General features: G+C 52.6%; 7 protein-coding genes and 1 pseudogene. All 8 read left to right on the plus strand.

The annotated features are described in order from the left end of the window. On the plus strand, positions 1–280 hold a 280-nt coding region (locus tag ACVBEF_RS19610; RefSeq protein WP_447125600.1), incomplete at its 5' end, for a dioxygenase family protein. 55 nt (positions 281–335) lie between these two features. Then, on the plus strand, positions 336–1,706 hold the full coding sequence (gene benA / locus ACVBEF_RS19615) for a benzoate 1,2-dioxygenase large subunit (RefSeq protein WP_447125601.1): 1,371 nt from the start codon (positions 336–338) through the stop codon (positions 1,704–1,706). Next, positions 1,703–2,194 (plus strand): benzoate 1,2-dioxygenase small subunit, encoded by a 492-nt coding sequence (gene benB, locus ACVBEF_RS19620; protein ID WP_447125602.1) that lies wholly within the window; start codon positions 1,703–1,705, stop codon positions 2,192–2,194. Before benA ends, benB begins: the two co-directional genes overlap by 4 nt. Positions 2,195–2,217: 23 nt before the next feature. Continuing rightward, positions 2,218–3,237 (plus strand): benzoate 1,2-dioxygenase electron transfer component BenC, encoded by a 1,020-nt coding sequence (gene benC / locus ACVBEF_RS19625; protein WP_447125603.1) that lies wholly within the window; start codon positions 2,218–2,220, stop codon positions 3,235–3,237. Between the two features lie 2 nt (positions 3,238–3,239). Beyond that, positions 3,240–4,025 (plus strand): 1,6-dihydroxycyclohexa-2,4-diene-1-carboxylate dehydrogenase, encoded by a 786-nt coding sequence (locus ACVBEF_RS19630; RefSeq protein ID WP_447125604.1) that lies wholly within the window; start codon positions 3,240–3,242, stop codon positions 4,023–4,025. 228 nt (positions 4,026–4,253) lie between these two features. Further along, positions 4,254–5,033 (plus strand): 3-oxoadipate enol-lactonase, encoded by a 780-nt coding sequence (gene pcaD / locus ACVBEF_RS19635; RefSeq protein ID WP_447125605.1) that lies wholly within the window; start codon positions 4,254–4,256, stop codon positions 5,031–5,033. 307 nt (positions 5,034–5,340) lie between these two features. After that, on the plus strand, positions 5,341–6,693 hold the full coding sequence (locus ACVBEF_RS19640; RefSeq protein WP_447125606.1) for an MFS transporter: 1,353 nt from the start codon (positions 5,341–5,343) through the stop codon (positions 6,691–6,693). A gap of 67 nt (positions 6,694–6,760) precedes the next feature. Further along, positions 6,761–7,456: pseudogene (locus ACVBEF_RS19645) on the plus strand (porin); the annotation flags it as partial. Between the last annotated feature and the right edge of the window lie 52 nt (positions 7,457–7,508).

Genomic DNA, 7,508 nt, shown 5'->3' on the forward strand with positions numbered 1-7,508 from the left:
TCGCCGTCCTGCGCACATCCATTTCTTTATCACCGGTGCCGGCCATCGCAAGCTGACCACGCAAATCAATATCGATGGCGACGAATACCTGTGGGATGACTTTGCCTTCGCCAGCCGCGAAGGTCTGGTGCCAGCGATCCACAAAATCACGAGCGAAAAAGAACTTGCTGCAAAAGAGTTGAGCCAGCCGTTCTCATCGATAGATTTTGATTTTCATCTGTACTCAGAAACCCCTGCTGCGCCGACTAGTGAAGTTGAGCGCATTCGGGCTGCTGCGTAATAAAAAACGGGCAGTGACTATGCACTGCCCTTTTTCTAAACAGAAGGAATTGATCATGATCCCGATTTACCCTGACAACACGCCCAAGCTCAAAGACCTCGACGCCTATCTGATTGAAGATAAAGATAAAGGTGACTATCGCTTGCATCGTAGCGCCTTCACTGATGATGCTTTATTTGAACTCGAAATGAAGCATATTTTTGAAGGTAATTGGATTTACCTGGCCCATGAAAGCCAGGTTCAGAATAACAATGACTACTACACCACCCATATCGGTCGTCAACCGGTCTTTATTGCGCGTAATCGTCAGGGTGAATTGAATGCCTTCATCAATGCCTGCAGCCATCGGGGTGCGCAGTTGTGCCGCCATAAACGCGGTAACAAAGCGACCTACACCTGTCCGTTTCATGGCTGGACTTTCAATAACAGCGGCAAGCTGCTCAAGGTCAAAGATCCTGAAGAAGCCGGTTATCCGGAGTGCTTCAATAAAGAAGGCTCGCATGATCTGAAAAAAGTCGCACGCTTTGAAAACTATAAAGGCTTTCTGTTTGGCAGCGTCAATGAAAACGTACTGCCACTGGCCGAGTTTTTGGGTGAAGCAGGCAAGATCATCGACATGATCGTCAACCAGTCGGCGGATGGCCTCGAAGTATTGCGCGGGGCCTCCACCTACACCTTTGACGGCAACTGGAAGCTGCAAGCCGAAAACGGTGCCGATGGCTATCACGTCTCGGCCGTGCACTGGAACTATGCCGCCACCACCAATCGCCGCAAGGAAGCCGACGCGACCCGTGAAGATAATGTCCGCGCCATGGATGCCGGAAAATGGGGCAAGCAGGGCGGCGGGTTTTATGCTTTTGAACATGGGCATCTGGTCCTGTGGACGAAATGGGCGAACCCACAAGACCGGCCCAACTATCCCCGCCGCGACGAATTTGCCAAGAACTTCGGGCCTGCCACGGCGGACTGGATGATCGAGCGTTCGCGCAATCTTTGCCTGTATCCAAACGTGTATTTGATGGATCAGTTCGGCTCACAAATTCGCGTCTTACGGCCGATTTCCGTGAATAAAACCGAAGTGACGATTTATTGCATTGCTCCGAAAGGAGAGTCCGACCAGGCACGTACGCATCGCATCCGCCAATATGAAGATTTTTTCAATGTCAGCGGGATGGCAACACCGGACGACCTGGAAGAATTCCGGGCTTGCCAGCAGGGCTATGCGGGTATTGCCGCACCGTGGAACGATATGTGCCGCGGCTCGCAACACTGGATTGAAGGCGCCGATGATGCCGCTAAAGAACTCGGTTTGAAGCCCTTGATGAGCGGTGTCAAAACCGAAGATGAAGGTCTGTACACAATCCAGCATCGGTATTGGCTAGACGTGATGAAAAAAGCCTTGCAAGAAGAGGGAGCGCAAGCATGAAGACTATTAGCCTCACTGACATCAGCAGCTTTTTATACTATGAAAGCCGGTTGCTCGATGATGAACAATGGGACGAGTGGCTAGCTTGCTACCACCTTGATGCCCAGTTCTGGATGCCGTCATGGGATGACGACGACAAACTGGTCACCAACCCGCAACGCGAAATTTCGCTGATCTTTTATCCGAATCGTCAGGGACTGGAAGATCGGGTATTTCGCATCAAGACCGAGCGCTCCAGCGCCACCATGCCCGACACGCGCACCTGTCACAACGTCGCCAACGTCGAGCTGGAATCACGGGACGGCGATATTTGCACGGTGCGCTTTAACTGGCAGACGCTGAGTCACCGGTATAAAACCAACTACAGCTATTTCGGCATGTCGCGCTACATCATTGATTTTTCCGGCGACAGTCCGATAATTTTGAACAAATACGTGGTGCTGAAAAACGATTACATCAATCAGGTTATCGACATTTATCACATTTAAAAGAATACTCAGGAGACAAGGCGATGAGCTACAACATTGCACTGCAATTCGAAGACGGCATCACCCGCTTTATTGCATGTAACGAAAACGAAAAGCTGTCCGATGCCGCTTATCGTCAGAAAATCAATATTCCGCTCGATTGCCGCGATGGCGCTTGCGGTACTTGCCGGGGTTTTTGTGAGTCGGGCAAGTATGATTTACCCGAGTCCAGTTATATCGAAGATGCGCTGGATGCCAAGGATGCGGCAGCGGGCTTTATTCTGGCGTGCCAGATGCGCCCGAAGTCCGATTGCGTGGTGCAGATTCCAGCCACTTCGGGCGCATGCAAGACAGGCGTTTCGCGCTACGCCGGCAGCGTCGGTTCGGTGCGACATTTTTCTGACTCGACGATTAATTTCTCTATCAATCTGGATAATCAATCCGGCCTCGATTTCCTTCCGGGTCAATACGTGAATCTGGAAATTCCCGGCACTACCCTGACGCGCTCTTATTCCTTCAGTTCACCGCCGGGCGCTGCACAAGCAGACTTCGTGGTGCGCAATGTACCGAACGGAAGAATGAGTCAGTTTTTGGCCGAAGAAGCACAACCGGGTCAGCCCATCGCCTTCTCAGGCCCTTACGGCAGCTTTTATTTGCGGGCAGTGACACGACCGGTATTGTTTCTTGCAGGCGGCACTGGCATTGCGCCATTTTTGTCGATGCTCGATGTGCTGGCCGCTGACGGCTTTGCGCAACCGGTACGGATGATCTTTGGCGTCACCAATGACACCGATCTGGTCGCACTCGAACAACTCGATCAGATCGCCGCTCAGCATCCCCAATTCACATACCGGACTTGCGTCGCCGCCGAGGACAGCCAGCATGCGCGCAAAGGTTACGTTACCGGGCATGTCGAGACTGACTGGCTCAATGATGGCGACGTCGATATCTATCTGTGTGGCCCCGTCGCGATGGTCGATGCGGTCAGAAACTGGTTAGACAAGATCGGTGTCAAGCCAGCCAATTTTCATTACGAAAAATTTTCAGCAAGTAGCGGAAGTTAAACATGTCCCATACCCAACGTTTCCACAACAAAGTCGTCATCGTCACCGGCGCTGCGCAAGGTATCGGACGCGGTGTCGCGTTAGCGATTGCGCGTGAAGGTGGGCAGGTCGTGCTGGCTGATCGTTCCGCATTGATCAATGACGTGGCCGCCGACATCAGCGCATTAAACGCCGAGGCAATTGTCGTCAATGTAGATCTGGAAACCTACGCCGGTGCACGCCAGATGGTCGACGCAAGCATGGCCGCATTCGGACGCGTCGATATTCTGATCAACAACGTCGGCGGCACCATCTGGGCCAAGCCCTATCAGGAATACGAAGAAGCGCAAATCGAAGCCGAGATTCGGCGTTCCTTATTTCCGACCCTGTGGTCCTGTCGTGCTGCATTGCCGGTGATGATCGCGCAGAAAAAAGGCGTGATCGTCAATGTCTCGTCGATTGCCACACGCGGCATTAATCGCGCGCCGTATGCTGCCGCCAAAGGGGGCGTCAATGCGCTCACCGCCAGTCTGGCATTTGAGCATGCCGAGGATGGTATCCGGGTCAATGCCGTGGCAACCGGCGGCACAGAAGCGCCGCCGCGCAAAATACCGCGCAATGCCCATCCTCTGAGCAAGGATGAGGAGATGTGGTATCAGGGGATTATCGATCAGACCGTCGCCACCAGTCTGATGCATCGCTATGGGACGATAGCCGAGCAAGTCAACGCAATCTTGTTTTTGGCTTCGGATGAATCTTCTTATATTACTGGCACGGTGCTGCCAGTCGGTGGCGGCGATCAAGGCTAAGGACTTCCGCAAAACCGCCCTAGCGGCGTTACGCCCGCCTAGCCTTCCTTGCAGGACGCGGTTGTGCTGGCAGGCACAACCCGTTTAGCAGGCGAACTGCATGCAGTTCGAATTCCCTGCTACACCGTTCGTACTGGCATCAAAGGTCTGCCTTGCTGGAACAATTTTGCGGAAGTCCTGTTCAGATAAAATTTCAATCCATTCACATCGATAGACTCAGGGAACACCATGCCGGTTGCACACATCAATCACACCGAGATTTTTTTTGTTGCCGAAGGCAACCCTGAACATCCCGCGATCGTTTTTTCGAATTCGCTGGGAACGGATCACGGCATGTGGCAGGCGCAGGCCGATGCGCTGGCGAATGATTTTTATGTCATTCGCTACGACACCCGTGGGCATGGTCAGTCCTCGAGTCCCAAAGGGCCTTATCAATTGCAGCAATTAGGTCAGGACGTGATCGCCTTGCTGGATTTTCTTGAGATCGAAAAAGCGCATTTTTGTGGTTTGTCGATGGGCGGCGTCATTGGGCAATGGCTAGGTATTCACGCGCCAGAGCGTCTGCAAAAGTTGGTCATCGCCAACACTGCCGCCAAAGTCGGGACCACCGATGGCTGGACTAGCCGTGCACAGACCGTCAGAGCTGAAGGTCTGGGTGCGATTGCCGACAGCACGGCTTCACGCTGGTTTAGTCCCGCATTTATAGAGACAAAGGCCGCCGTCATCGGCACAATGATTGCCAGGTTACGCTCTGAAAATACGGAGGGTTATGCGAGTTGTTGTGAGGCGCTGGCAGCGGCTGATTTGCGCGATCAAATCCACCTCATTGCCCATCCCACGTTAATCATCGTCGGTCAATACGATCCGGTCACAACGGAAGTTGAAGCGGTGCTGATGCAGCAACAAATCATGCATGCCAATATCACAGTCTTGCCTGCATCGCACATCTCGAATATCGAAGCTGAACAATTATTTACGCGGGCTTTATCTGATTTTTTGATGGCCTGAATTTCAGCTTGGCGCGATTGATGCAGTAAGCCATGGTGCATGGTGGTCGCCCAATGTATCCACAAGATACAGGCCGATCCATAGCCAAATCACGTCTGTCGAAAGCCCCTCAAACAGCGTCTTAAACTCACCCCATGCACTCCATACCTGCGAAGTATTAAACAGATACTTAATGGGTGTTGGACGTTGTTATAACAGCTATATATTCTTCGAATATCACTCAGGCGGTCTTCAGAGTGGTTCAAAAAACTATAAATAATACATCGACGATATCCCTCGACGATGTTCATAAAAGGGAGATATAACTATGCGTCAAATTGATGTACACACACTCGCCGATGAAGCACGGTTCAATGCTTTTCATGTTGGGGTATTGCTATGGTGTGCCCTTATCATCATCTTTGATGGTTACGATCTTGCCGTAGCGGGTATCGCGGTTCCTTCGATCATGAAGGACATGGGCGTGACGGCGCAAAATGCGGGCTTTATGGTCAGCGCGGCCCTGTTCGGGATGATGTTCGGTGCCATATTCATGGGCACTATTGCTGACAAAATTGGCCGACGTAAAGCCATCGCCATTTGTATAGGTTTGTTCAGTATCTTTACCGCAGCGGCTGGCTTCAGCCACGATCCTTACACGTTTAGTGCCATGCGCTTTCTTGCCGGGCTGGGGATTGGTGGCGTCATGCCCAATGTCGTCGCACAAATGACGGAATATGCACCAAAACGCATCCGTTCGACGATGGTCACGCTGATGTTCAGTGGCTACGCCGTAGGAGGCATGTTGGCCGCGTTGCTGGGTAAAGGACTGATCGCAACTTACGGCTGGTCTTCGGTATTTTTGGCGGCAGGTTTTCCCATTATTCTGGTCCCGTTCATCCTGAAATGGTTGCCGGAGTCGATGCCGTATCTGATCAAAAATAATCGCATCGAAGAACTCAAAGCGATTGTTGCGCGTATCGAGCCGACTTATCGGCCGGGTGCAAATGACCAATTCGCTTTGCCAGCAGAAGACAGGGCCGAAGGCGCACAGATTGGTAAGCTGTTTCAGGATGGCCGGGGTTTTAGCACGCTGATGTTTTGGCTGGCTTTTTTCATGTGTCTGTTCATGGTCTATGCGCTCAGTTCCTGGTTGACCAAGTTGATGGCAAGTGCCGGTTACAGCCTCGGCTCAGCGCTTACCTTTGTATTGGTACTCAACTTTGGCGCGGTCATTGGTGCGGTGGGTGGCGGCTGGCTGGCGGACCGCTTTCACATTAAATATGTTCTGGTCGGCATGTATGCGCTCGCTGCCGTATCCATCACGCTGCTGGGTCATCAAGTGCCGACCGAGGCGCTGTTCCTTTTAGTTGGTCTGGCGGGTGCCTCCACCATCGGCACGCAAATCGTGACGTACGCTTATGCCGGTCAGTTCTATCCCATGGCGATACGCTCGACCGGGATCGGCTGGGCTTCTGGAGTAGGGCGTAGTGGTGCGATTCTGGCCCCCATCGTCATTGGTACGCTGGTGGGCATGGCATTGCCGTTGGAAATGAACTTCATGGCAATCGCTATTCCGGCGGTCATCGCCATGATTGCGGTGCTTCTCATCAATCATCAACATTCGGCATCGGCACATCACCAAGAGGCTAGTGCTTCGGTTCTCCCACAACAAGCATAAGTGGGCTGCCGCAATACGTTGTAAAAAATAATAAAACAATTTTCTTAAAACAATCAGGGGACAGTGCATGAAAAAATTAATAGGCAATGCCATCGTGGCAGTATCGACCGTGTTTGTCACCTCGGCAGTGCTGGCGCAATCGCAGGTGACCATGTACGGGATCATCGATACCGGTGTTGAATACGTCACCCATGCCAACGCGGCGGGTAATTCGGTCGTGAGAATACCTTCGCTGACGGGCACATTCCCGTCCCGCATCGGTTTCAAAGGCACGGAAGATCTGGGCGGTGGTCTGCAGGCAATGTTTGTGCTGGAGAGTGGCTTCGCACCTGACACCGGTAGCATGGGGCAGGGCAATCGCTTGTTCGGACGCCAGTCGTATGTCGGCTTGAAGAATGGTTATGGCGCGATCATGTTTGGGCGGCAAGTCAATATGACTTATCTGGCGTCGCTGAAATCGGACGTGATGGGACCGAATATCTTTTCCATCAGTAGTCTGGATTCTTATCTGCCAAATGCGCGTAGCGATAACGCGATCGGTTATCTCGGCACTTTTTCTGGTTTTACCGTGGGTACAACCTACAGTTTCGGGCGTGATACTTCGTCCGCTGGCGGTCCGGCTGCGACCGGTTGTGCGGGCGAAATAGCGGGCAATGCCAAAGCCTGTCGTCAGGTAACCGGCTTGCTGGCGTATGACGCTACAACATTCGGTGTGGCCAGTGCCTACGATATTCTTTACGGTGGCCCGGGAGCCGCAGCGGGACATCGATTCGTGCTCGATGAACCGGGCGCTTAGAGAAGCTATCACCGACTGC

The organism is Glaciimonas sp. GG7, from assembly GCF_052976905.1.